General features: G+C 71.0%; 24 protein-coding genes and 1 pseudogene. 11 read left to right on the forward strand and 14 right to left on the reverse strand.

The window, feature by feature from the left end; all coding sequences use genetic code 11:
* Positions 1-244 (forward strand): annotated as a pseudogene (locus tag VJN29_RS17385) (hypothetical protein); the annotation flags it as partial.
* Positions 245-397: 153 nt separating this feature from the next.
* Here VJN29_RS17385 and VJN29_RS17390 read toward each other — a convergent pair.
* Positions 398-1,024: a LysE family translocator gene (locus VJN29_RS17390; RefSeq protein WP_324144897.1), complete on the reverse strand. Its 627-nt coding sequence runs from the start codon at positions 1,022-1,024 to the stop codon at positions 398-400.
* A gap of 82 nt (positions 1,025-1,106) precedes the next feature.
* On the opposite strand from VJN29_RS17390, the gene VJN29_RS17395 reads away from it, so the two are divergent.
* Positions 1,107-1,634, forward strand: coding sequence for a DinB family protein (locus tag VJN29_RS17395; RefSeq protein WP_324144898.1), 528 nt, complete (start codon positions 1,107-1,109; stop codon positions 1,632-1,634).
* Between the two features lie 6 nt (positions 1,635-1,640).
* On the opposite strand, the gene sigJ is transcribed toward VJN29_RS17395, so the two are convergent.
* Positions 1,641-2,600, reverse strand: coding sequence for an RNA polymerase sigma factor SigJ (gene sigJ / locus VJN29_RS17400; RefSeq protein ID WP_324144899.1), 960 nt, complete (start codon positions 2,598-2,600; stop codon positions 1,641-1,643).
* 146 nt (positions 2,601-2,746) lie between these two features.
* On the opposite strand from sigJ, the gene VJN29_RS17405 reads away from it, so the two are divergent.
* Positions 2,747-3,178, forward strand: coding sequence for a DUF6069 family protein (locus VJN29_RS17405; RefSeq protein WP_324144900.1), 432 nt, complete (start codon positions 2,747-2,749; stop codon positions 3,176-3,178).
* 33 nt (positions 3,179-3,211) lie between these two features.
* Here VJN29_RS17405 and VJN29_RS17410 read toward each other — a convergent pair whose 3' ends face one another.
* The 7 genes from VJN29_RS17410 to VJN29_RS17440 all read right to left on the reverse strand — a co-directional run bounded on the left by VJN29_RS17410 (position 3,212) and on the right by VJN29_RS17440 (position 9,521).
* On the reverse strand, positions 3,212-3,529 hold the full coding sequence (locus tag VJN29_RS17410; RefSeq protein ID WP_324144901.1) for a hypothetical protein: 318 nt from the start codon (positions 3,527-3,529) through the stop codon (positions 3,212-3,214).
* Complete coding sequence (locus VJN29_RS17415; RefSeq protein ID WP_324144902.1) at positions 3,522-3,860, reverse strand: hypothetical protein; 339 nt, start codon at positions 3,858-3,860, stop codon at positions 3,522-3,524. The genes VJN29_RS17410 and VJN29_RS17415 overlap by 8 nt, the downstream gene beginning before the upstream one ends.
* An 84-nt stretch (positions 3,861-3,944) precedes the next feature.
* Positions 3,945-5,249 carry an RNA polymerase sigma factor gene (locus tag VJN29_RS17420; protein WP_324144903.1) on the reverse strand — a complete coding sequence of 435 codons (1,305 nt, stop codon included), beginning with the start codon at positions 5,247-5,249 and terminating at the stop codon, positions 3,945-3,947.
* Between the two features lie 50 nt (positions 5,250-5,299).
* Positions 5,300-5,686, reverse strand: a complete 387-nt coding sequence (locus VJN29_RS17425) for a YciI family protein (protein WP_324144904.1) — start codon at positions 5,684-5,686, stop codon at positions 5,300-5,302.
* Between the two features lie 100 nt (positions 5,687-5,786).
* Entirely contained in the window at positions 5,787-6,797 is a 1,011-nt protein-coding gene (locus VJN29_RS17430) for a GTP pyrophosphokinase (protein WP_324144905.1), read from the reverse strand.
* Between the two features lie 99 nt (positions 6,798-6,896).
* On the reverse strand, positions 6,897-8,072 hold the full coding sequence (locus tag VJN29_RS17435; protein WP_324144906.1) for a hypothetical protein: 1,176 nt from the start codon (positions 8,070-8,072) through the stop codon (positions 6,897-6,899).
* 111 nt (positions 8,073-8,183) lie between these two features.
* A complete protein-coding gene (locus tag VJN29_RS17440) occupies positions 8,184-9,521 on the reverse strand; it encodes an APC family permease (RefSeq protein ID WP_324144907.1) in 1,338 nt (445 codons plus the stop codon).
* An 82-nt stretch (positions 9,522-9,603) separates the two neighbouring features.
* On the opposite strand from VJN29_RS17440, the gene VJN29_RS17445 reads away from it, so the two are divergent.
* On the forward strand, positions 9,604-11,031 hold the full coding sequence (locus VJN29_RS17445) for a PLP-dependent aminotransferase family protein (protein WP_324144908.1): 1,428 nt from the start codon (positions 9,604-9,606) through the stop codon (positions 11,029-11,031).
* A 12-nt stretch (positions 11,032-11,043) separates the two neighbouring features.
* Here the strand turns inward: VJN29_RS17445 and VJN29_RS17450 are convergent, their stop codons facing one another.
* From VJN29_RS17450 to VJN29_RS17460, 3 genes are all read right to left on the reverse strand, one after another.
* Entirely contained in the window at positions 11,044-11,478 is a 435-nt protein-coding gene (locus VJN29_RS17450) for a CHRD domain-containing protein (protein WP_324144909.1), read from the reverse strand.
* A gap of 74 nt (positions 11,479-11,552) precedes the next feature.
* Entirely contained in the window at positions 11,553-12,245 is a 693-nt protein-coding gene (locus tag VJN29_RS17455) for a hypothetical protein (protein ID WP_324144910.1), read from the reverse strand.
* A gap of 222 nt (positions 12,246-12,467) precedes the next feature.
* Positions 12,468-12,863 carry a DUF2237 domain-containing protein gene (locus VJN29_RS17460; protein WP_324144911.1) on the reverse strand — a complete coding sequence of 132 codons (396 nt, stop codon included), beginning with the start codon at positions 12,861-12,863 and terminating at the stop codon, positions 12,468-12,470.
* A 119-nt stretch (positions 12,864-12,982) separates the two neighbouring features.
* Here VJN29_RS17460 and VJN29_RS17465 point away from each other — a divergent pair, with 119 nt between their 5' ends.
* Positions 12,983-15,046, forward strand: a complete 2,064-nt coding sequence (locus tag VJN29_RS17465; RefSeq protein ID WP_324144912.1) for a penicillin acylase family protein — start codon at positions 12,983-12,985, stop codon at positions 15,044-15,046.
* A 4-nt stretch (positions 15,047-15,050) separates the two neighbouring features.
* Positions 15,051-15,341, forward strand: coding sequence for a hypothetical protein (locus tag VJN29_RS17470; protein WP_324144913.1), 291 nt, complete (start codon positions 15,051-15,053; stop codon positions 15,339-15,341).
* Between the two features lie 218 nt (positions 15,342-15,559).
* Here VJN29_RS17470 and VJN29_RS17475 read toward each other — a convergent pair whose 3' ends face one another.
* Positions 15,560-16,666 (reverse strand): DNA polymerase IV, encoded by a 1,107-nt coding sequence (locus VJN29_RS17475; RefSeq protein WP_324144914.1) that lies wholly within the window; start codon positions 16,664-16,666, stop codon positions 15,560-15,562.
* Positions 16,667-16,795: 129 nt separating this feature from the next.
* Positions 16,796-18,442: an FAD-binding dehydrogenase gene (locus tag VJN29_RS17480; protein WP_324144915.1), complete on the reverse strand. Its 1,647-nt coding sequence runs from the start codon at positions 18,440-18,442 to the stop codon at positions 16,796-16,798.
* Between the two features lie 261 nt (positions 18,443-18,703).
* Here VJN29_RS17480 and VJN29_RS17485 point away from each other — a divergent pair, with 261 nt between their 5' ends.
* The 5 genes from VJN29_RS17485 to VJN29_RS17505 form a co-directional block, all read left to right on the forward strand.
* A complete protein-coding gene (locus VJN29_RS17485; protein WP_324144916.1) occupies positions 18,704-19,315 on the forward strand; it encodes an ATP-dependent Clp protease proteolytic subunit in 612 nt (203 codons plus the stop codon).
* Positions 19,312-19,926 carry an ATP-dependent Clp protease proteolytic subunit gene (locus tag VJN29_RS17490; RefSeq protein WP_324144917.1) on the forward strand — a complete coding sequence of 205 codons (615 nt, stop codon included), beginning with the start codon at positions 19,312-19,314 and terminating at the stop codon, positions 19,924-19,926. Before VJN29_RS17485 ends, VJN29_RS17490 begins: the two co-directional genes overlap by 4 nt.
* A 136-nt stretch (positions 19,927-20,062) precedes the next feature.
* Complete coding sequence (locus tag VJN29_RS17495; protein ID WP_324144918.1) at positions 20,063-20,437, forward strand: helix-turn-helix transcriptional regulator; 375 nt, start codon at positions 20,063-20,065, stop codon at positions 20,435-20,437.
* 168 nt (positions 20,438-20,605) lie between these two features.
* On the forward strand, positions 20,606-21,640 hold the full coding sequence (locus tag VJN29_RS17500) for an ATP-binding cassette domain-containing protein (RefSeq protein ID WP_324144919.1): 1,035 nt from the start codon (positions 20,606-20,608) through the stop codon (positions 21,638-21,640).
* Positions 21,637-22,490, forward strand: an 854-nt coding sequence (locus tag VJN29_RS17505) for an ABC transporter permease (RefSeq protein WP_324144920.1), incomplete at its 3' end; no start/stop codon positions are given. The genes VJN29_RS17500 and VJN29_RS17505, both read left to right, overlap by 4 nt.

Raw genomic sequence — 22,490 nt, forward strand, 5'->3', positions numbered from 1 at the left:
CCGTTGTCGACAGGTGATTGCCGTGCCCTGGGACAAAACCCTGGAGGGCGGCGGCCGCACGACGCTGTCAGCGCTGCACCGGAAGACGCGTCGTGCCTTCCTCGACGTCGCCGCGGCGCTCGCCGACGGGTTCGGGGAAGATCCTCTTGCGAGCGAGTCCCGCGCCTCGGCCAGCCACGGCTTCACGTTCGGTCCCCTCCGGGGCTGGCCCACTGAACCGCCAGGCGACTCAGTGCGTGACTGAACCCGCAACCCACTGAATCGCCAGGCGACTCAGTGCGTGACTGAACCGCACCCCCCTGAACCGTCAGGCGACTCAGTGCGTGACTGAACCGCAAACCACTGAACCGCCAGGCGACTCAGTGGGCCAGTCAATCAGCAGACCAACCACGATGAGCTACTCGCGGGTGAGCATCGTCACGCCGAGACCGACCATCATCGAGCCGCCCGCGACGCCGAGCCGGTCGAGCCGCCTCGGCTTGCGCGCCAGCCATTCGCGCGCCCGCCCGGCGACCACGGCCCACATGCTGTCGGAGCAGATCGCCATCGCGCCGAAGACCGCGCCCAGCACGGCCATCTGCACGCCGACGGGCCCAGCCGCAGCGTTGGTGAACTGCGGCAGGAAGGCGACGAAGAAGAGAATCGTCTTGGGGTTGGTCACGCCGACGACGTAGCCGATCCGCAACGCATGGCCTCGCTCGGCCGCCACCTGCGCCTCGAGGGCCTCGCGGGCCCTGGCTCGGTCCCGGATCGCCTGGATGCCGAGCCAGATGACGTAACCGGCTCCGGCCAGCTTGATGGCGGTGTAGGCCGTCGCGCTCGCTGCGACGACCGCGCCGAGCCCGAGCGCGACGAGGAACGCCTGGGTCGTGACGCCCAGCCCGTTCCCGACCACGGAGAGCAGTGCCTCCCGGCGCCCGACCGTCAAGGCGCGCCCGATGGTGAAGAGCAGGCTCGGCCCCGGCACCTGGATGAAGAGGATCGAGGCGACGAGGAACGCGATCCACTGACTCGACGTCGGCATGCACCCAGTGTGCTCACGAGTCCCGCAGCGCGCCGCGGAATATCCAGTCGCTGGGCACCAGCGGGGCGGATAGCGTCCGGCCATGACGATCGAACGAGTCGACCTGCCGCGCACGGCAGATGAGGCGACCAGCCTGCTGGGCTTCCTGGACTTCCACCGCGACACCCTGCGCCTCAAGGCCGACGGCCTCGACCAGCGTCAGCTCGCCCAGACCACCGCAGCCTCCAGCCTCACCCTTGCCGGGCTGCTCAAGCACCTGGCCCTCGTCGAGCACTCGTGGTTCGCCTACCGACTCGTGGGCGGCGACTCCATCGAGCCGTGGGCGTCGGTCGACTGGGACGCCGATCCCGACTGGGAGTTCAACACGGCAGTCGACGACGACCCTGCCACCCTGCGCCGGATGCTGGACGAGGCCATCGAGGCGTCACGACGCTGCACCGAGGTGGCGCTTCGGGACGGCGGGCTCGACTACACGTCCGCCCGGACGAACCGGCAGGGCGAGCACGTCACCCTCCGCTACGTCCTGCTTCACATGATCGAGGAGTATGCGCGGCACAACGGCCACGCGGATCTCCTCCGGGAGGCCATCGACGGCCAGACCGGCGAGTGAGCCGAGTCAGGCCGGCGTCCAGGGCCGGAGCTTCTCCGGGTTCCGAACGGCCCAGATGCGCCTGATGCGGTCGTTCGCGACGTCGAACGCCATCACGGTCACGACCACGCCGTCCTGCTCGAACACGAGACCGGGGGACCCGTTGACCGCACGCTCGAGGAGGGTCAGGGTCGGCGCCCTGCGCGCGATGTCCACCACGGTCTCGGCGACCTGCGCGCTGCCCTGGATCGGGTGAAGCTGCGCGGTGACGAGACCGCCGCCGTCCGCGATGGCAGTGACCTGAGGATCGAGCAGCCCGACGAGCGCCGCGATGTCCTGCGCCTCCCAGGCGTCCTTGAACGCCCTGACCAGGGCCGCCTGTCGACCAGTCGGCGTCACGGGGGCCTCGGCCGCGCGCAGGCGCCCCCTGGCCGAAGAGGCGAGCTGCCGACAGGCCGCCGGTGTGCGGCCCACGATCTCGGCCACCTCCGCGAACGGATACCGGAAGACGTCGTGGAGGATGAAGGCGACGCGCTCGGCCGGGGTCATCGAGTCGAGGACGACGAGGAACGCCATGTTGACGGACTCGTCGAGGGTCACCCGGTCAGCCGGATCGACGGCGGGGCCGTTCGGCGGGCCGCCCATCCAGTCGGTGGTATCCGGCAGCGGCTCCGGGATCCACTCGCCGACGTAGCGTTCCCGGCGGTGACGCGCCGACCGGAGCTGGTCGAGACAGATGCGGCTGGCCACCGTCGTCAGCCAGGCACCGATGGAGTCGATCGCCGCCTGTTCCTCCGGCGACATCGCGTACCACCTGGCGTACGTCTCCTGGACGACGTCCTCGGCGTCGGCGAGGGAGCCGAGCAGCCGGTAGGCGAGACTGGTCAGCTTGCGTCGCTCGTCGAGCAGCGCCGCGGTGTCGGGGTCGGCAGGCTCCGCCCGCCCGGCCATCTCCCGCGGGCTCGAAGCCTCGCTTGGGGTGCTCATCGATCACCACTTCCTCAGGGCAGCTGTCGTCACCAGTGTGACGAGACAGCCGGGCGCGATGTCAGGCAGTCAGGCCCGACCTGACAGCTGACGGCGCCACATCGTCGGACGAGCAGCACCGTTACGACGTCCTTTGGAGGTTCGACATGAGCACCACATCCACGACCAGCCCGTACATCGCGGTCTCCGCACCGAGCAGACCACGGGCGGCCGTGGGCGCGATCATCGCGCTCGTCATCAACACCGGTATCTGGATCGCAGGTCGGGCCGCGGACGTCTCCTTCCTCGTCGAGTCGCCGATCGGTGAGATGAGGGTCGGGCTCCTGGAAGTCATCCTGGGCACCGCCATCGGATTCGCCGTTGGGTTCGGCGCGCTGACCTGGGCGGCCCGGCGGTCGCACACCCTCGCTCGCGGTGTGCTCGTCGCGGCGGTCACGGTGGCCATGCTGTCCACGCTCGGTCCGCTGACCACCGCCCACGAGACCTCGAGCGGGGCGCTGCTGGCCGCGATGCACCTCGTGACCGGCGCTGCCTTCATGGCGGCCCTGTCCGGAACTCGGGGGCGGTCCGGACGCTGACGCGTCACGGCAGCCGGGTGCTGCCCGCGGCCGTCAGAGCGGCCCCGCTGGGAGAGTGTCCCGGCGCGCCCGGATCTCCGCTCGGAGCGTTTCCAGCTCCTCGGGCTCCACGCCGTCGTCCTCGTGAGCAGAGTCGGGAGGATCGAACTGGACCGCGGCCACCGGGTCGGAGGCGTCGCCGTGCTGAAGCATGATCCGTGCCATCTCGCCGGCTTCAGCGAGTTCCTCGGTCGTCACCGACTCGGGCACGTGACGCCGCTTGCGCCAGTCGTGCAGGGCCTTCATGGTCGCGGCGAGGAGCAGTCTCGAAGGCTCGTCCGGTGAGTACGGCTCGTTCGCTGCCTCAGCCACGGCTGCCTCCCTTCCGCTTCACCTTGACGATGGCGTCCATGGCAGCCTCCAGCATCGCAGACTGCGTCGTGTTGCGCGACAGGCTGTTGAGCGTCCGCAGAACCTTCACCTTCACCGGCGACGGCAGGTCCTCACGGTTGGCCCACACCCACATCAGGGCCTCCCACCACCGCGCCCGATCGTCGGCCTCGGTAGCGAGGTTCTTGTCGATCCGGCCCCGCTCCACGATCCCCTTGTAGGCGATCGTCGCGGCCGCGAGAGCTGCGAGCCCGGCGAAACCGGCCGACGTCAGGAACTCACCGATCGCGAGGCGCAGATCCTCCCAGGTCATGCTGCGAGTCTGGCCGGTGAACGGCTTTTCGGACAGTTCCGACACGAGCTCAGAGCTCGCCCGGGCGGCCGCCGTGGGCAGGAGCTACGGTGCGCTCGCCGCCCGGCGCAGGCAGAACCGCCGGAGCGGCTCAGCGGCAGTCACCTCGGCGAGGTCCCGATAGCGGCCGGCGGCCGCCTCCCGGCGCCCCGTGCGCCACTCGAGATCAGCGAGGGTGAGGCTCGCGTCGCGGGAGGCGTATGCCGCTGGGCTCGCTTCCAGCCGCAGCAGCTGCGCCTCGATGTGGCTGAGCTCGCCTGCCACAGTGGTGTAGTCGGCGCGGGAGAGCAGCTGGTGTGCGGTCGCGGCGAGTCTCGCGACGGTCACCGACGGCGAGGGCCACACCCGCTCCAGGGCGCCGTAGAGATCCACGATGCGGGGCCAGTCGGTGTCCTGGGACGTGGCAGCCACGGAGTGCAGGCCGGAGATGGCGGCCTCGAGGGCGAACCGGCCGCCGCCGTTGGCAGCGGCGAAGGTGGCGTCATCGAGGCCTGCGGCCAGCAGCTGCCGGTCCCACCGGCCCCGGTCCACCTCGTCGAGGGCGAGCGCCGTCCCGGCCGAGTCGACGCGACCCGGCCGTCGGGCCAGACCGAGGCGGATCACGGCGCGCAGTCCGCGCGCCTCCGAGTCCATGGGGTAGGCGGCCACGATGGCATTCGCGATCGAGAGCGCTTGCGCCCCGGTGTCCGCGAGGGCATCGACCGGATCCAGCACCGTGCGGTGACCCAGGGTGAACATCCCGGCCACACAGGCGAGGACGACGGGAAGCCGCTCCAGCTGCTCTGCCCTGTCGGGCACCCGGAAGGCACCGCGGGCCTCGGCGAGGGCGCGCTTCGCGCGGGTGAGCCGAGCCGCCGCGGCCGACTCCTGCACACCAAGGTGGGCCGCGATCTGCGGGATCGACAGCCCGCACACGACCCGGAGCGCCAGCACCATCTGCGATGACGCGCTGACGACCGGGTCGCACGCCACGAACAGCAGCGCGAGCCGGTCGTCGAGGGCGTCGCCCCGAGGGCCGAGCGAACGGCCGACCGGGTCGTCGTGGTCCATGGCGCTGGTGTCCGAACTCGGGTCGGCCTCCGGAGCGACGAGCTCGGGCGCGAGTCGTCCCTCGACCCGCCGCCGACGGTGGTCGTCGATCCACGCACGCTTGGCCACCGACGTGCACCACGCTGCCAGCGACGCGATCGGTTCACCCGACCGGCGCACGTGGTCAGCGGCGCGCGCGACGGACTCAGCGGCATACTCCTCGGCGTCGTCGAGGCTGCCGGTGACGGACGCGAGCGCTCGGACGATCCGCGGCCACGCCTGCTGGAACTCGAGCTCGAGTTCACTCTGGGTCGCCGGCATGGCGACATTGTGTCTCCTGCCGAGGACACCGATCCGACCGAGGTCGCGGGTCAGCCGAGGGGGATGACCTTGCGCCACTCGATGTGGCCGCCCGTGGGGACGAGGGCCGCGAGCTTGCGGGCGACCCCCTCGTCGTCGGTCTCGACGACGTAGAAGCCGGTGATGACCTCGGACGTGTCGGTGAACGGCCCGTCCGTGTAGACGGCGTCGTCGGCCTTGCGGTCCCCGGCGCCCGGGACGACGGTGCCGCCGTACTTCGTGTTCGTCAGCGCGTGACCGCCGACCATCCGCGCCCCGAGCGCCTCCACTGCCTCCGCGAAGGCTCCGTGCGCGGCCATGCTCGCGCCGAACTCGGGGTCGCTCTGCGCCTCCGGGCTCGCGGCGTAGTCGGAGTCCCAGTCGGGCTCGTGGATGAGGTAGACGTACATGTCGGCCATGGTCGGCTCCTTTGTCGTTGAAGCTGTCGATGAAGCGGTGACGACTCTCGTCACACCATCCTGACGAACTCGTCCGCACCGAATCGACACGCGACGAGGATCACCCTCGCAGCTTCGTCAGTCGACCCTCGAGCGCTGCCCGCCGGTGCGCGTTGCCCGCGAGGTCGACGTAGCGCTCTCCGAAGGCGGCGAGCAAGGCGTCGTCGAGGCGCCGCACAGCACCGGGTGGGTACTTGTAGCCCATCCGGGCCGTGACCTCGCCACTGTCGACCGAGGCCAGGACCTGGTCGAGAGACTCGACGGTCGTGATGCCGAGCTCCTGAAGCAGCCCGGAGACCCAGGTGTAGTGGTCGGTGCGCGACCACCCGGCGTCGGAGTACGTGCCGGCGAGGTACTTGGCGAGGTCCTGCGCCCCGATCTGCGGGTGGGTGGGGGCTTCCTCGGGCTCCGGCTCGTCGGGGATGGCGACCTGCAGCCGGGCGCGGATCGACGAGAACTCCCGGTCGGCGAGCTCGAGCAGTCCGGCCGCGAGCGTGAACCGCCGGTCGAGGTCGAACGCGTGCTCGTCGGGGACCACGCCCTTGTACCGGATGTCGTGCTCGAACTCCGCCCACGCGTGCTGGAGGACGGTACGGATCTGCACCGATGCATTGAGCCGGCGCAGCGGCTCGTAGGGGTGCGGCACGACCCGGCTCGCGTCGACGGCGACGAGCAGGTGCCGACTCGCGTAACCCCACCGCCCCGCCCGAGCCGTCTCGAGCCCGAGGTCGCGGTCGTCGAGGACCGCGAGCTCCTGGGCGAGCAGGTCGGCGACGGCCGTCACGTCGGCCTGCACGTAGGTGATGACGCGCACGCCGATCCCGTCGGTGATGTCATCGATCGGGTTGGGGTGCAGGGGGACCCCGTCGACGATGCGCTCGGCCTTGCCCTTGAAGGACTCCACGGACTTCGTCCGCCCGGACACGTTGAGGTAGTTGATGCCGGCGTCGTCGAGCAGCGCCTGGATCATCTCGATGTAGCGGCCGGTCGCCTCGACGAGCCGGGGGTGTCGCTCGCGGTACTCGTCGACGGCTCGCTCGACGACGACCTGGTGCTCACTCCGCCTCGACATGCGCCCATCCTGCCGCGCTGTGCCCAGCCACGACGAAACGAGGCGGTATGCCGCTGAGCTGGCTCAGCGGCATACGGCTGCGTTGTCGTGCTGGCTGGGTCACCACCCGCGAAGGCGGAGGAGCACACCCGCGTGGTCGGAGGGCCAGAGGCCCGTCGCGGGGTCGCGGTCGGTGACCTCGTCGCCGGTGATGAAGCCCCGGTCGACGTCGAGCGGTCTCCCGTCGAGCGTGTGGGCGAGGACCAGGTCGATCCGGTGGTCGAACCCTGCGGCCGAGTCGTCGTTGACGTGCTCCGACAAGCCTGCGGTCCAGCCCTGCTCGGCGGGGGCCCATTCGAGCCACTGGTCGGTGTAGCCGGCCGGCCCGGTGAGGAACTCGTAGGGCGCCTGGTGGGGCACGGTGTCGTGCGGCTTGACCGCCTCGAGCAGTGGGTCCGAGTTGCAGTCGCAGACGAAGACCGTCGTGCGGTCGGAGGCCGTCGCCTCGGTGGCCACCTGCATGGCCTGCGCCAGGGCCAGGTCCGAGCTGAACGCCTCGAAGTGCGAGTTGACGAACCGGAAGGATGACCCACCCGCTCGGACGTCCACCCACTGGTAGCCGCGAGAGAAGTCCATCGTCACGCCGGAGATCGCCACCTTGAGGTTGTGGGCGAAGAGCTGGTCGTGCTCGCCGGTCACCGTCAGGGCGTTGGTGGCGCGCTTGAGGATGACGTCGTGCATCGTCAGTCGGACGTCTCGCGGGTTGCCCATCGTCGCGGTGAAGCTCGGCGACTCGACGTCGGCACGCTCCCCGACGACCTCGGCGACGTAGGGGGTACCGGCCGCGGTCAGGTCCGCGAGCAGCGTCGCGAGGAAGTCCTGGTCGACCGTCGTGGCATTGGGCACGCCCACCTTGTCGAGCTCGAGGGGCCCCGAACGCCACAGGGCGACCTCCTGCAGGCCGACGAGATCGGGCTTGGCGGTGGCGATCTCGCGGGCCAGCAGCTTCGAGCGGACCGGGAAGTTGGTCTCGTCGACGATGCGTCGGGTCTGGTCGGTGGCGATGGCGAGCGCTGCGACGACCTCCTGCGGCGTCTTCCCCTGGGCCTGCGCGGTGAGCGCTGCCTCGACGGGCCGGTTGATGTCGGCGCCCAGGTAGATGTTGCGGGTCATCACCGTGATCGGTTTGCCCGGTGGTGCCGGCGTCGCCTGGGCGGCGGTTCCCGCGGCCATCGGGACCGCGACGAGGGCAGCGGCGGCCGCAGCGAGAACGGCACGAGTGGACAGTCGGCGCATCGGGTTCCTCCCCATTGAGCTCTCCCACAGAGACTGTGAGGGTGAGCCTGCCGGTCCGCTGCTCGGGATGCAAATGGTTCGGGGCCACTTCCCGTCAGCGGACCAGGTGGATCAGCTGCTTTCGTGCGGCGTGCGCGTCCGGTAGGCGAGCGAGGCCGCCACGATGCCCAGGGCCCAGAGCGTGTGGAGACCGTTGACGACGAGCAGGCCGAGGGTGGCGACGAAGGCGACTGCAGCGGTCCACCAGCCGGGGCTCCACCGCGGGAGGAGACGGAGCGCCGCGCCGGTCCCGAAGACGTAGACCAGCGTGAAGCAGCCCGTGGCGAGAAGCATGAGGGGCGTCAGGCCGAGGTCGAGGACGGCCGCGACCACGAGTGAGAGCCCGCTACCGAGGGTGAGGACACCGAGGCTGCGCCGCGGCACCTCGCCGGGGCCGCTGCCCCGGGCCAGCGCCGAGGGGAGGCTTCCGTCGCGCCCGAGTGCGGCGCCGAGCCGGGAGCCGCCGGCGAAGTACGCGTTCATGGCGCCGAGCGTCAGCATCACCGCTGCCACAGCCGTGAGCACTCGGGCGCCGTCACCCAGTGCGACGGCCATGAGGTCCGAGAGCGGGGCCTCGCTCTCTCCGGTCGCCGGGCCGAGCACGACGAGGCTGGTCGCGGCCAGGCCGAGGTAGAGCAGGCCGACCACGGTGACGGCGATCGCGGTGGCGCGTGGGACGTCCCGTCGCGGGTTGCGGTACTCGGCCGAAAGCGGAGCGACCGCCTCCCACCCGGCGAACCCCCAGACGAGGACGGCCGCGGCGGTGGCCACGGGGCCCCAGCCGTTCGGTGCGAACGGCGACAGGTGGTCGGCGTCGCCGTGGGGCAGTGCCAGCGACATGGTGACCACCATGAGCAGGGCGAGGGTGACGGCCAGGGCCAGCTGCACCCGGCCGGAGAGGCGCAGGCCCACGGCGTTCATCGCCGCGGTGCCGGCGATGAGCGCGGCCGCGACCGTCAGCGTGGTCGTCCGGCCGCCGCCGACGACGTCGGCGACGTAGCCACCCGCCATCATCGACGCGGGGGGCGCCCCGACCGGGATGGCGAAGTAGAAGCACCAGCCGACCGCTCCGGCAGCTCGGTCTCCGAACGCCCGCCGGACGTAGGTCGACACCCCACCGGTGTCGGGCAGCCGCGCGCCCAGGGCCGCGAAGGTCGCCGCGAGCGGCACCGACAGGAGCACGAGGGCGGCCCAGGCGACGAGCGAGGCAGGCCCGGCCACGTCGGCGGCGAGGGCGGGGAGCGTAATGACGCCGGTGCCAAGGACGGCACCCACCGAGAGGGCGGTGCCCTGGGCGACGGTGAGCGTGCCACGCCTCGGGCCCGGCCTGACGGCGTCGGCCCGGCTCGATGTGCCCGCACCCACCGTGGTCGGTGATGTCGCGCCAGGTCCGGTCGAGGTTGCTGCCATGAGGTCCATGCTGCGTGCCGGGGTGGACCGCTGAGCAGGTCCGCTTTCCCACGAGCGGGCTGGTCCGATCTACCCTGTGTGGATGAGCATCCACGTGAGCCTGGACTCGCCCGGCGACCGGACGGCCCGGATCTATGTGGCCCTCCGCCAGGCGATCCTCGACGGCCGGCTGTCGAGGGGCGACCGCGTGCCCGCCACACGGGATCTCGCCGGGCAGCTCGGCGTGGCGCGTGGCACGGTGACGTCCGCCTACGACCGCCTCGTCGCCGAGGGCTTCCTCGAGAGCCGCACCGGGTCCGGGACCTTCGTCACGGAGGTGGCGCTGACGACGGGCGCCGAGGACCACGCGCGGCGGGCCCGGACCGGCGCCGTGCAGCCGCTCGCGATGTGGCTGGACCCCGGCCGTGAACCCGAGCGCCCCGTCGAGGGGCGGGTCCACGACCTCTACCCGGGTGTGCCCGACAACCGGCTCTTCCCGCTGGAGACCTGGCGCCGGCTCGTGTCCAGCCAGCTGCGGAGATCACGACTCGACGACCTGACCTACGTCGGTCGCGGCCACCGGCGCCTGCGTGAGGAGGTTGCCCGCCACCTGGGCCTGGCCCGGTCGGTCGCCTGCTCGGGCGAGGACGTCATCGTCACCGTCGGCGCCCAGCAGGCCATCGACCTCGTCGCCCGCGTGCTCGTCGAGCCGGGGACCGTCGTCGCCGTCGAGGACCCGGGCTACTCGGCAGCCCACCGGCTCTTCGAGACGCACCGTGCCGCGGTTCGTGGAGTGCCGGTCGACCGCGAGGGCCTCGTCGTCGACGCCCTTCCGGACGACGCCCGGCTCGTCTACGTGACGCCGTCCCACCAGTTCCCGACAGGGGTCGTCATGTCCCTGGCCCGCCGCGCCGCCCTGCTGCGCTGGGCGGCCCACCACGACGCCGCCATCGTCGAGGACGACTACGACAGCGAGTTCCGCTTCTCCGACCGACCGCTCGAGCCGATCCAGAGCCTCGACCGCGAAGGCCGCGTCATCTACGTCGGAACGTTCTCCAAGTCCCTGATCCCCGCCCTGAGGGTCGGCTATCTCGTCGCGCCGCTGTCACTGCAGCGGGCCCTGCGCGAGGCGAGGCGCGTGAGCATGTGGGAGGGCGACGTCGTCACGCACGGCGCCCTCGCCGACTTCATCGCAGAGGGGCACCACTCCGCGCACGTGCGCCGAGCGAGCCGGGTGTATGGCGAGCGGAGGAGCCAGCTCCTCGCCGAACTGTCCCGCCTCGACGACGTGCTCGAAGTGGTGCCCTCCGTTGCGGGCCTGCACGTGTGTGCGCACTTCCGTGACCAGACGGTCGACGACCGGTGCGTCGTTGCGGAGGCGGCCCGGCACGGCGTGCGCGTCGAGGCGCTCACGCCGCGCTACCTCGAGCAGCCACCTGTGCAGGGGATCGTCATGGGGATCGGCACCATCGAGGCCGGCGCCATCCCGGACGCAGCACGCCGGCTCGCCCGCGCGCTACCCCGCAGCTGACCGCCCGGTGCCTCAGCCGAGCTGCCCGCGGATGGCGCCTCCCGGGAAGAGCACGGTGTGGACGTTGACGTAGAAGACCTGAGGGGCCTTGGCGATGGCCTTGGCGAGCGAGGCATCGACCGTGACGCAGTCGCTGGAGCTGCCCGAGACGGGGGCGTCCAGCGGCACGACGATGGGTCCGTTGATGCCCGCCGGCGCACTGTGGATGTGAGCGGCCACAACCGTGTCGAGGTCTGCCACGGTGAGGTCGTAGCAAATCTCTGACTGGCCGAGGTTGACGGTCATCGAGAAGAAGCCCGAGCCGTCGGGGTCACCGCCGCCCGGCTCGTTGGCGCCGATGAGGTCGGTCGAGAGCGGGCGGCCACCGGCAAGGGCCGGGGCCGGGGCGAGCAAGGCGGCGGACGCGGCAACTGCTGCGGCCACGGCCAGGAGACGGGTCCGGTGCATGAGAGTCCCTCCGTGAAATGGGGTGGTGGGACTGGATACGACACCGGAGCCGGTCCGGTTCAGCGCCGCCTCGCTCAGGGTGCGGAGGTCGTGGTGGCCGTGGTCGCCACCGGTGCCGGCAGGACGAGGTTCGTGCGCAGGGCACCGTTGACCATGGCGAGCAGGACGCCCACCTCGGACCGGATCACCCCGTAGCGCGCGGGGGCCTGAGGCGACCCGGCAAGCGCCTCCGCGGTTGCGGCGTCGGCGAAGAGGCGGAGCGAAGCCACCCGGCCGAACCAGCTGGGCGGGTCCAGGCCGGGCGGCGCCGCTGTCCCCTCGAGTGACGTCAGGTGTCGGGCGAGCGCCTCGAACTGCAGCGCAGCGCTCGGGCCGGTGGCACGGCTGCGGTCGAGAGCCGTGATGTCGCCGATGATCGCCTGGTAGCTCGCCAGCGCGGTGGCCTGGTTGAAGGGCACCGTCGACGTCACGACCGGGCGAGGCGGCAGGGTCACGGTCACCGTCGGGGTGGCCAGGACCGTCGTCGGCGTGATGACGGTGGTCGTCGCGGTCACCGTGTGGGTGACCGTCTGCCATTCCGAGACGGTCACCGTGGCCGTCGGTGCCAGCCTGGTACCGGGCCCGGCCTGGGTGAGCTCGACCTCCGGGTTGCCGGAGCAGGAGGCCGCCACGGCGACCGCCGCCGACGCGAGCACGGCAGCACAGACTCTCGCAGCGCTGACAACGGTAGCGCCGGTCCGTGTCACGCGGAGTCGGACGACTCGCATGGACTCCTCCGGCGGCGCCACTCGGGGGGCGTGATCGGGGCGTGACCGACACGAGGCGCCGCTCACTGATTGTGCGTCTCGGGCGGCCGTCATGGGGAGAAATCGGCAGATTTGCTCCCCGCGCCACCGGGCCCCCTCCCGGGACCTGACGTCATTGGACGCCGCGGTGGAAGCGGCATCCGGCCGGCGCGCACGCTCACGTGCTGCCTTCGAACCCAGCCGTCACAGAAGGGAGCTCGGGTCGTCAGGGACGTCAGCGGCATACGACTGGAGTAGTTGGAGGGGCGCGATGTCCAGGGCACGCTCGTGGGTGGCCGCGAGGACGACTGGCGCCGCGAAACCGGCTTGGTGGGACTCGAGCCAGCGGGTGGCCACGACGCACCAACGGTCGCCCGGTGTGAGCCCGGGGAAGCGCCACTCGGGGCGGGGCGTGATGAGGTCGTTGCCGATGCTGCGCTGGTGCTCGAGGAACTCGGCGGTCACGACGGCGCAGATCGTGTGCATACCGCGGTCCTCCGGCCCCGCGGTGCAGAACCCGTCGCGGTAGAACCCGGTCAGCGGGTCGGCGCTGCACACCTCGAGGTCACCACCCAGGACGTTGCGTTCTCCACGCGCCATGGGGCAAACCTAGTCGTATGCCGCAGAGCCGGGTTGCGCTCGCCGTGCCGTGGTGATCGGGCTGGCTTCGGCTGGAATTGCCGTGGACTCGGGACCTTTGGCTCGTGATGCTTTCGGGCATGAGTGGTCAGGTCCTCCGTGACTCCCATGGCATTCCGCACCTTCGGGCAGCGACGGTCCTCGACCTGGCCAGGCTCCAGGGGCTCGTCACGGCGGAGGACCGGGCCTGGCAGCTCGAGTGGTTCCGGTGGCGTATGGAGGGCCGCACGGCCGAGTACGTCGGCGAGGACGGCGTGCCCTGGGACCGCTTCGCGCGGCAGGTCCGGCTCGAGCCCACCGTTCGCGCCTGCTACGAGGGGCTCGACGACGAGACCCGGGCATGGGTCACCGCCTATGTCGACGGTGTCAACGAGGGGATGTCGGCAGGTCTGGAGCAGGCCCCTGAGCTGGGGCTGCTCGGGCTGCGCGGGTTGCCGGATGACGCGTTCCGTCCGCGTCCCTGGGAGCCGTGGACACCGCTCGGGATCTTCTGGGCAGTCCACCTGCTCTTCGGCACCTTCCCCGCGAAGCTGTTCAACGACCACGTGGTGCAGCGGCTGGGCGCGGACTGGCTGCCGCTGTTCCATGCCGAGGGCGTCACCCAGACCGGGAGCAACGCGTGGGTCGTGGTGGGCGAGCGGACCGCGAGTGGCCTCCCCCTCATCGCGGGGGACCCGCACCGGATCATCGAGCTGCCCGGTTGCTACCAGCAGCTCGGGCTGGCCTGCGACGAGTTCGACGTCGTCGGGTTCGCCTTTCCCGGCGTACCCGGGGTGCAGCACTTCGCGCACGCCGGCTCCGTCGCCTGGGGCATCACCAACGCCATGGCCGACTACCAGGACCTGACCCGGGAGGAGCTGCGCCGACGCGATGACGAGTGCCTGGAGGCCCGCGGCGTCACCGGCTGGGCACCCGTGACCCACTACCTCGAGACCGTCAGCGTCCGCGGTGCCGACCCCGTCGACGTGCCCGTCGTCGTCACGGAGCGCGGGCCGGTCGTCACGGGGCTCGAGGGCGGCGCAGACTGCTTCAGCCTGCGCACCCCGTCGCAGCTGACCCTCGACCTCGGGTTCGCAGCCTTCCTGCCGCTGCTGAGGTCGCGGACGGTGGACGACGTGGAAGCAGCGCTGGAGCGCTGGGTCGAGCCGGTCAACAGCGCGCTGGTGGCGGACACCGGAGGACGCGTCCGCCACCTGGTCGTCGGCCGCGTCCCGGAGCGGGATGCGGTGAACTTCGAGGTCCCTGTCGACGCCTGGGACTCGCGGCACGAGTGGGTCGGCTGGCGACGCGGCCAGGCCATGGAGCTCCACGACGTGATGGTGAGCGCCAACGACCGACGCAGCGGTGGCGGCCTCGGCGTCGAGTACGCGTCGCCGTTCCGGGCCGACCGGATCCGCGACCTGGTCGGCGATCGGCGCGGCCTGACCCCAGCTGACTTCCTCGCGATCCACGTCGACACCCTCAACGGCCAGGCCCGCCTGATGCGCGAGCTGGTCTCGGCTGCGGAGGTGTCCGGCGCTGCTGCGGCGGTCCGCGACGAGCTGCTGGCCTGGGACGGCCTCAGCGTGCCGGACAGCCGCGGCGCGGCCGTCTTCGCCGAGTGGCGGCATGCCCTCGTGCGGTGGCTGTCCGAGCACCGTGCCCTCGCGCCGCTGCACCAGCCCACCGGACACTCGCGACTGTTCACGACGTGGCTCACCGTGCCGCTCCAGATCGGCATCGGCTGGCCGTCGATGGTGCGAGGCGCGTCCCGCCACGGGATCGACGTGGCGGCCGGGGTGGCCGAGGCACTGGCGCGCCTTGCACAGCAAGGCGACGAGGCAACCGTGTGGGGCGACCGTCACTGGTTCGATCCGGTGCATGCCCTCGACGGGCTCGGCGGCGTGCCGACGGCGCCAGACGCCGCCGTACCGGGCGACAAGGGGTGCGTTCTCGCGGCGGGCAGTGCCCCGGGGGTGACCGACCGTTGCTACGTGGGACCGGTGGCGCGGTACGTGTGGGACCTGGCGGACCGGGACTCGAGCCGGTGGGTGGTCCCCATGGGAGCCTCCGGCGTCGAGGGCGATGACCATTTCGCCGACCAGCTGCCGCTGTGGCTCTCGGCTGGCTCCCTGTCGACGGCGATCAGTCCTGTGCGAGAGTGACGCCGTGCACTCCACGCTGACCCGGGCGACGATCGTGTGGTTCGTCATCGCCGGCGTCTCTGGTGTGGGGGCGGTCTTCCTCCATCTGTTCCGCTCCGCCTTCGGGGGCGGCAGCACGGCGCTGGTGCTCGCGGTCGCGGCCTATGCGGCGACCGTCCTCGCCGTGGTCAGCGTCTACCGGGGTGTGATGTCGGCGGCATCCGAGCAGGACCGGGCGCGTCGCAATGCGGAGCGGGAGCGTGAGGTCGCCGACCGGCTGGCGCGCTGGGAGGGCATGCGCCCCCGGGACCACTGACCACCCCCACCTGGTCGAGTGAACAAGAACCGGGGGCTGCCCCACCTGATCGAGTGAACAACAATCGGGGCTGGCCACCTGATCGAATGAACAACAATCGGGGCTGGCCACCTGATCGAGTGAACAACAATCGTGGTCAAGGCTTATCTTGCTGACTGGTGGTGACCCGAAAGGTGTTCACTCGATCGGGGGGCTCGCCCCGAAAGGCGTTCACTCGATCAGAGGCGGCCGCGGATCGGCGTCCGGTCGGCCGGGTCCCCCTCGTCGGGCATGACCATCTCGGCTCGCACCCCGAGCAGCCGCACCTCCCGGCCCGGCTCGACCGTGTCGGCCAGCGCCACGGCAGCCGCGACGACGTCGTCCCTGTCGTGGGTCGGCGCCTTCAGCTTCCGCGCCTTCGTCTGCGTGAAGAACGGCGCGTAGCGGATCTTGAGCGTGACCCGGAAGACCGGCCGGCCCTCCTTCGCGACGTCCGAGTGAACCTGCTCGGCGAGCTCGCGGATGGCGTCGCGGACCTCGTCGGGGCTGGTGAGGTTCTGCTGGTAGGTCGTCTCGCGACTGTGCCCGCGGGCGATCCATGGGCTGTCGTCGACGACGGCGGAGCCGAGACCGCGACCCAGCTCGCGGTACCAGGTGCCCATCCGCGGTCCGAACTCCGCCACGAGCGCCGCCTCGTCCGAGTAGGCGAGCTGTCGCACCGTCTCGACGCCGAGCGCGGCGAGGCGCTTGGAGATCTTCGACCCGACCCCCCAGAGGTCGATCGTCGGGCGGTCACCCATGATCTCGAGCCAGTTGTCCTTGGTCAGCCGGAAGACGCCTCTCGGCTTGCCGAAGCCGGTCGCGATCTTCGCGCGGATCTTGTTGTCCCCGATGCCGACCGAGCAGTACAGCTCCGTGGCGTCGAGCACTGCGGCCATGGCCTCGCGGGCGAAGGCCTCCGGGTCGTCCGTCGTCACGCCGACGAACGCCTCGTCCCAGCCGAGGACCTCGACGACGACGGGTCCGTGCTCGCTCGCGAGGCCACGCAGGGTGGCCATCACCTGCTCGGAGGCGGCGTTGTAGGCATCCGCGTCCACCGGCAGGATGATCGCGTCAGGCGCCTTGCGCGCGGCGAGCCGGAGCGGCATCCCCGAGCCGACGCCGAACTGGCGTGCCTCGTAGGAGGCGGTGGACACGACGGCTCGCTCGGTGGGGTCGCCGCGCCCGCCGACGATCACGGGCTTGCCGGCGAGCTCGGGGCGGCGCAACACCTCGACCGCGGCGATGAACTGGTCGAGATCCACGTGCAGCACCCACGGTTTCGGACCTTCCGTCACGCTCCCCATCGTGCCGTATGCCGCTGGGCCGGCTTCCAGCCCGCCCACGCGTCGTGGCGGGCTCCCGCGCGCACCTCTTCGACCAACCTGCTCACCTGCCAGAAGTGCGGACGTGCGCCCGAGCTCGCCGGGACGAGCTCACAGGGCGGCGGCCGCCGCACGCCCGGCGGTCCGCCCGCTGAACAGGCACCCGCCGAGAAATGTGCCCTCGAGGGAGTTGTAGCCGTGCATGCCGCCCCCGCCGAAGCCGGCCACCTCGCCCGCCGCAAAGACCCCCGGCAACGTCTCGCCGCCCTCGGTCAGGACGCGGGCGGACAGGTCGGTCTCCAGGCCCCCGAGCGTCTTGCGCGTCAGGATGTTGAGACGGACGGCGATGAGCGGCCCCGCCTTCGGGTCGAGGATCTTGTGCGGTGACGCCACGCGAATCAGCTTGTCGCCGCGGTAGTTCCGCGCCCCACGGAGCGCCGTGACCTGGGCGTCCTTGGTGAACGCGTTGTCCAGCTCGTTGTCTCGGGCCACGATGATGCGCCGAAGCGACGCCTCCTCGATGAGGTCATCGTCGACCAAGGCGTTCATCTTGCGGACCAGCTCGCCCAGCCCTGTGGCGACGATGAAGTCCTCGCCGTGCCGCTTGAACGCCTCGACCGGCCCCGGTGCCCCCGGCCGGACCCGACCGAGCACCTGCCGTACGTCCTTGCCGGTCAGGTCCGGGTTCTGCTCGGACCCGGACAGGGCGAACTCCTTCTCGATGATCTTCTGCGTCAGGACGAACCAGGAGTAGTCGTAGCCCGTCGCCATGAGGTGGCGCAGGGTCCCCAGCGTGTCGAAGCCGGGGAAGTACGGTGCGGGCAGCCGGCGCCCCCGCGCGTCGAGCCACAGCGACGAGGGGCCGGGCAGGATGCGGATGCCGTGGTTCTCCCAGATCGGGTCCCAGTTGCGCAGGCCCTCGGTGTAGTGCCACATCCGGTCCGGGTTGATGAGGCGTCCCCCTGCCTCCTGGGTGATCTGGAGCATGCGCCCGTCGACGTGGGCCGGCACCCCCGCGACCATCCGTGCCGGCGGCGTCCCGAGCCGCTCCGGCCAGACCCGCCGGACGAGGTCGTGGTCGCCGCCGATGCCGCCGCTCGTGACGATGACGGCCTGGGCGGTGATCTCGAAGTCACCGAGCTCGTCCCGGTTCGTCGCCCTGCCCCGGGGCGCGTCGTCGGGCGCCAGCACCCGGCCGCGCACGCCGGTGACCGTCCCGGTCGTGATGACGAGCTCGTCGACGCGGCGCCGGAAGGCGAGGGTGACCCGCCCCCGCGCAACCCCCTCTCTCACGCGCCGCAGGAAGGGCTCGACGAGGCCCGGGCCGGTGCCCCACGTGATGTGGAAGCGCGGCACGGAGTTGCCGTGGCCGTCCGCGCGCCCGTCCCCGCGCTCGGCCCATCCGACCACGGGGAAGAGTCGGTGCCCCTGCTGGTGGAGCCACGACCGCTTCTCGCCCGCGGCGAAGTTGAGATAGGCCTCCGCCCACCGTCGCGGCCAGAGGTCCTCCTCACGGTCGAACGCTGCGCTGCCCATCCAGTCCTGCGTCGCGAGCTCGAGGCTGTCCCGGATGCCCATGCGTCGCTGTTCGGGGCTGTCGACCAGGAAGAGCCCGCCGAAGCTCCAGAACGCTTGTCCCCCCAGCGACTGCTCACCCTCCTGTTCGACGAGCACGACACGCTTCCCAGCGTCGGCGAGCTCCGCGGTGGCGACGAGACCGGCCAGGCCGGCCCCCACGACGACGACGTCCGTGTCCATCCGTGTCCCTTCCTCACAGGCCTTCAGGCCGTATGCCGACCCACGGGGGGCGCCGCCCCCCGTGCACCCCCCGAAAGCCCGCGCGGCCGGTGGTGCATGTGGGCACGCTACCGACGGGTTGCCTCGGGCGGGAGGGCTGGGAGGGCACGGGCGTCGGGGACGAGCTCAGCGGCATACGGCATGGACGTCCTTCGCCGGTGGCGGATCCGCTTGGGGCAGAGCGACCCCTCATCGACTGCGGCCGTGCCGGACGCTGGGTTCATGACGACAGAGACCAGAGCACCAGCCATGCTCGACGAGCAGCTCGCCATGCAGCTGCTCGCCGAGCGCATCATCGTCCTCGGGGCCGAGGTGGACGACCCGATCGCGAACCGGATCACCGCCCAGCTCCTCCTGCTCTCCGCCCGCGACCCGCGAGCCGACATCAGCCTCTACATCAACAGTCCGGGTGGCTCCGTCACCGCGGGCCTCGCGATCTACGACACGATGAGCGTCATCCCCAACGACGTGTCCACTCTGGCAGTGGGGTTCGCGGCCTCGATGGGCCAGTTCCTCCTCGGTGCGGGGACGCCCGGCAAGCGCTTCGCCCTGCCGAACGCGCGGATCATGATGCACCAGCCCTCGGCCGGGATCCAGGGGACGGCCGCGGACGTCGAGGTCCAGGCCAACAACCTCAAGACGATGAAGCGCCGCGTCAACGAGCTCCAGTCGCAGCACACCGGCCAGACGGTCGTGCAGATCACCGCCGACAGCGAGCGGGACCGATGGTTCAGTGCGGACGAGGCGAAGTCGTACGGGATCGTCGACCACGTCGTCGCGTCGCTCGCCGACGTCAGGCCGGCTCCCGCCGTGCGAAGGGTGGGGCTGCGATGAGCAGCTACACGATTCCCTATGTCATCGAGCGGACTCCGGCCGGTGAGCGGAGCTTCGACATCTACAGCCGGCTGCTCCAGGAGCGGATCATCTTCGTGGGCACGGAGATCGACGACGGCGTGGCCAACGTGGTCATGGCTCAGCTGCTCCACCTCGCGGATGTCGGGGCGGACCGGGAGATCTCGCTCTACGTCAACAGCCCGGGCGGGTCCTTCACGGCGCTCATGGCGATCTACGACACGATGCAGTTCGTGCCGGCGCCGGTGGCGACGTACTGCCTGGGCCAGGCCGCGTCGGCGGCAGCCGTGCTGCTGGCTGCGGGGGAGAAGGGCCGGCGCTTCGCCCTCCGGCACTCCCGCGTGCTGCTCCACCAGCCGTCGGCAGGTGGCCAGGGCACGGTCTCCGACCTGGCCCTGCAGGCCGACGAGCTGCTCCGCGTGCGGTCCCAGGTCGAGGAGGTGCTGAGCCGCCACACCGGGCGGTCGATCGCCCAGCTGCGCACCGACACGGATCGGGACAAGGTCCTCACCGCGGAGCAGGCCGTGGAGTTCGGGATCGTCGACCACGTCATCGAACGGGCGGTCGAGGCGCAGGCTCCGGTTTCGCCGTAGGCGAAAGTGCCCTGCGGCGCGCGAGCCGCCGTGCGACGCTGGACCGGACCACGGAACGGAGACCGCGATGAGCCCCTCGACGACCCCGGCAAGGACCCGACCAAACCCCGAGTCGCAGCCGCGTCCGAGGGTGCGCATGGTCCAACCGCTCCTGAGGGAGGTCTACGGCCGCCTCCTGCGTCGCATGCGGCAGCAGCAGGGGCGAACGCTCGCCGAGGTCGCGGCGGAGGCCGGCATCTCGATGGCCTACCTGTCCGAGATCGAGCGCGGCCTCAAGGAGCCGTCGTCCGAGATCCTGGCCGCCGTCTGTGGTGCCTTGGATGCCACGATCGTCGGGCTCGTCGGGGCGGCTCACGTGGAGCTGCGCGACCTGACCGACGCGGTGTCGCGTGAGGCTCGCGTGCTCGACCTGGCCTCGCGCCGGGGCGTCCATGCCCGTGCTGTCGACGGTGCCGGCGCGGCCTCCACGAGCGCTGCCCCAGCGCGCGGAGGCGTCGTCCTCGCCGCCTGAATGGCCACCCGATCCGGCTGGCGGCCGGTCCCGCGCGGCGCAGAAAACATGTTGACGCTGTGCACACCGCGCCTACGCTGAGAGGTGGCGGTCAGAAGCTGTCGCAGGTGACTGTCAGAGGTTGCCCGTAGCGTCCAACGCCCAACCTCCACAGACAGGGAAGGACCCATGACCATCACCGCGCGCGCCCGACCGGCGCGAGAACAGTTCACGGGGCCGGCGATCGAGGCCGAGCGCCTCGTCAAGCACTTCGGCGACTTCGTCGCCGTCGACGACGTCAGCTTCTCCGTGCCGCAGGGCACGGTCCTCGGGCTCCTCGGGCCCAATGGTGCGGGCAAGACGACGACGGTCCGCATGATGACGACCCTGAGCCGGCCGACGAGCGGCACCGCCCGGGTGGCGGGCCACGACGTCCTCCGGGACCCCGACGCGGTCCGGCACTCGATGGGCCTGACCGGCCAGGCGGCGACCGTCGACGAGTTCCTCACCGGTCGCGAGAACATCCTGCTCATGGGGTCGCTCTACGGCCTCTCCAAGAGCGCCATCCGGGCGCTCACCGACGAGCTGCTCGAGCGGTTCTCCCTCGGTGATGCAGGCGACAAGGTCGTCAAGGAGTACTCCGGCGGCATGCGGCGGCGGCTCGACCTGGCCGTCTCGCTCATCGCGGCGCCGCACGTGCTCTTCCTCGACGAGCCGACCACCGGGCTCGACCCGCGCAGCCGGGTGGAGCTCTGGGAGGTGCTCCGGGAGCTCGTCGCGGACGGCACCACGCTGCTGCTGACGACGCAGTACCTCGAGGAGGCCGACCAGCTCGCCGACCGGATCGTCGTGATCGACCGTGGTCAGATCATTGCCCAGGGGACCCCGCTCGAGCTCAAGGACCAGTCCGGCAAGGCGGCCCTCGTGGTGACGGTGTCGCGCGCCGACCAGCTCGAGTCGGCCCGGGGCCTGCTGGCCTCGCACGTGCGCGAGGTGCACGTCGACGAGGGCGCCCGACAGCTGACTGCGCCGGCCGACGGGCTTGCCGACGTCACCCGCATCGCGAGCGTCTTCGACGGCTCGGAGATCGTGCTCGACGACCTCGGCCTGAAGCGCCCCAGCCTCGACGACGTCTTCCTGCACCTCACGGGTCACCGTGCTGAGGACGCCGACACCGATGAGACCACTGCGTCCACGCAGGACACGAAGGAGCGGTCCCGATGACCGACACCACAGTCCGGGCCACGCCCGAGACCGCGGCCGCCGCCCGGCCGACCATCAAGCCACCCGGTCTCGCGAAGCAGGTCCGCGTGCACGTCTGGCGCAACCTCAAGCACATCCGGCGGATGCCCGAGATGCTTGCCGACGTCACCTTCCAGCCGATCATGTTCGTGGTGCTCTTCGCCTTCGTCTTCGGCGGCTCCATCAACGCAGGAGTGAACTACCGGGAGTGGCTGCTGCCCGGGATCATGGTCCAGACCATGGCGTTCTCGTGCTTCATCGTCGCCATCGGCCTGACCAACGACCTCAACAAGGGCATCGTCGACCGCTTCCGCTCGCTGCCGATCTCACGCTCGTCGGTCCTCATCGGGCGGAGCATCTACAGCCTCATCCACTCGAGCATCGGCGTCGTCGTCATGTCCGTGACGGGCCTGCTCATCGGCTGGCGCATTCACAACGGCTTCTGGGACGGCCTCCTGGGCTACGCCCTGCTGCTGCTCTTCGGCTTCGCGATGATGTGGATCGGGATCGTGGCCGGTTCGGCGTTGAAGTCGGTCGAAGCGGTGCAGGGCGTGATGTTCACCGCGATCTTCCCGCTGACCTTCCTCGCGGACACCTTCGCGCCTGCCGCCAACATGAGCCCAGACTGGCTGCGCACCATCGCTGAGTGGAACCCGATCAGCTCGGTCGTCCGGGCCATGCGCGAGCTGTGGGGCAACGCTCCGCCCCTGGCACCCGACTCGGCACTGCCGCTGCACTACCCGATCCTGTCGACGGTCCTCTGGTCGGTCGGGCTGACCCTCGTCCTCGCCCCCCTCTCGATCCGGGCCTTCAACAAGCGCACTCGCGACTG

This window comes from Intrasporangium sp., assembly GCF_035280925.1.
Lineage (GTDB): Bacteria > Actinomycetota > Actinomycetes > Actinomycetales > Dermatophilaceae > Intrasporangium.